Genomic DNA, 1,859 nt, shown 5'->3' with positions numbered 1-1,859 from the left:
ATCCGATCAATCGCCCCAGCATCATCACAAGGCCGATGATCGAAATCCCCCACACCAATGTCCGTACATAGATAATGCCGAAGACATAAATCGGAAGGTAGACGATGCGCGCCAGAATCCAGATTGTCGCGCCGACAGCGCCAGCGCCGCCTGTTCGCTGAGTGGCGATGAGGGCGAGCGCCAAAGCCACGAAGGGCGTGAAGTTCTCAAGGTAGTTCGACAGCGCCCGGCAGGATCGACCGTACGAAACGCCGCGGGCCTCGGCTGGCCTGTCGCGGGACGTGAACAGATAGCCGAATGGCGTCTGCGCGTTGCCGAAACCCGCCTGAACCAAGACATGGGCGAGCCACAGCACGACGCTCAGTTCAAGGCACGTCAATTCGCTCATCTACCTTCTCGCGAGCATCACCTGCGCCGGGCAAACCGCTCTCTACGAACGAACAGTTAAGACTGGAACTTCCTTCTTATTCGCCGCAGTGGCATCAGGCCCACGTAGCTCTTCGATTATGTACATGATAATCTCGACTAGCTGCTGCCAAGATTGATCGCTAATCAGCCTAGGCGCGGGGAAGCTGGGCTCTCCGTCGATGTTCGACCTCAAAGATCTGAAGCCCGCTTGCTCGAAGGTCTGGAGAAGTTTCCTTCGCGCTTGCTCGTCTTTGAACGCAGGCGATTTTTTTAGCATATAGAAAGGAACGCTTATTTTCCCGTCGGACTTCAAGTAGACCGGCGTTAGTTCGCCCACAGCAGTTGGAAGATCAAGTGCTAGCGAGTGCCCCGCTATTCTGGGTTTCATGCCGGCAGGCTGCATTTGGCCAACGAACCATTTGAAACTCTGACGATATTCGTCATCTGTTATCCAGTTATTGAGCCAGTCCTCCACCGACGATGCCATCGCCGGAGTGACGCGCTTGCTGGCCAACGCTTGGTCAGTAAGACCAATGATGCGCGGCGCAACAATTCGTTGGGTCCCGTTTGAAAATTGGGCCAACTCGAGCGCAACGACAGTCGCATCCTTCATTTGCTCGTTCAAAAAGGCGACGATAGCCTCAAGCTCGCGCTCAATACGATCAGCAACGAATATCATACGGATTCTTCGGCTTCCCAAATTTGCACGGACAGTACGCCAGTAGGTCTCGAGGCCCAACTGATCAATACCAAACGCTGTCCTTAAAGCCTCATTCGAAGACTCGAGGCCGTCTTGTTGGCAACGCTGGTTGAGCCATTTCTCGATATCTTCAGGCTTCCAGTAATTGACCGCATTTGCCGCGTAGTCGAGCATCTGCGCGACAACCTCCCGCCGCAGTCGAGTATCGCTCGCTCGCTTGATTTCCACGAGTGTAGGAACGCCGTCTTGATCCAGAAAAAGGTGATCTAAGCTCCATCTGCCTGAACCATCCGCTTCGGCCGGAACCATGGCCTCCCGCGTCACAAGCAGCCACTTTCTAGGTTCCCCCTCCCCAAAATCAGCATCTGTTAATAGTTCCGGAAACCGGGCCAGGAGCGCTTGAAAGACGTCCTCACGCTCGAATTCCGCGGGCTGCAAACGCGTTAGAGGTTCGTCGCCATTGATGAGAAAAAGCCCCTCGGTCATGCTCCCCAACCCTTGAAAAACGCGCTTTTTCTATTGACTTCCCTTCAGTAAAAAATTCAACACAGACACCTTCAGAGATCCAGCACGAGCCGCGCCGGGTCCTCGAGCGCCTCCTTGACGCGGACAAGGAAGGTCACCGCCTCCCTGCCGTCGACGATGCGATGGTCGTAGCTCAAAGCTAGATACATCATCGGCCGAATTTCGACCTTGCCGCCGACGGCGATCGGCCGGTCCTGAATCTTGTGCATGCCCAAAATGCCCGACT

General features: G+C 55.1%; 3 protein-coding genes. All 3 read right to left on the bottom strand.

All coding sequences use genetic code 11. The features are described 5' to 3' along the window. Positions 1 to 388 (bottom strand): MAPEG family protein (locus tag WCA53_RS17625; protein ID WP_423913214.1); only part of this gene is annotated, 388 nt, incomplete at its 3' end. A 42-nt stretch (positions 389 to 430) separates the two neighbouring features. Next, complete coding sequence (locus WCA53_RS17620) at positions 431 to 1,594, bottom strand: hypothetical protein (RefSeq protein ID WP_423913211.1); 1,164 nt, start codon at positions 1,592 to 1,594, stop codon at positions 431 to 433. Between the two features lie 71 nt (positions 1,595 to 1,665). Then, the coding region (locus tag WCA53_RS17615) for a 2-oxo acid dehydrogenase subunit E2 (protein WP_423913209.1) at positions 1,666 to 1,859 on the bottom strand (194 nt) is incomplete at its 5' end.

The organism is Caballeronia sp., from assembly GCF_049581465.1.
Taxonomy (GTDB): domain Bacteria; phylum Pseudomonadota; class Gammaproteobacteria; order Burkholderiales; family Burkholderiaceae; genus Caballeronia.
Note: the sequence above shows the minus strand (reverse complement) of the source record. Positions and strands in the feature narration are given on the sequence as shown.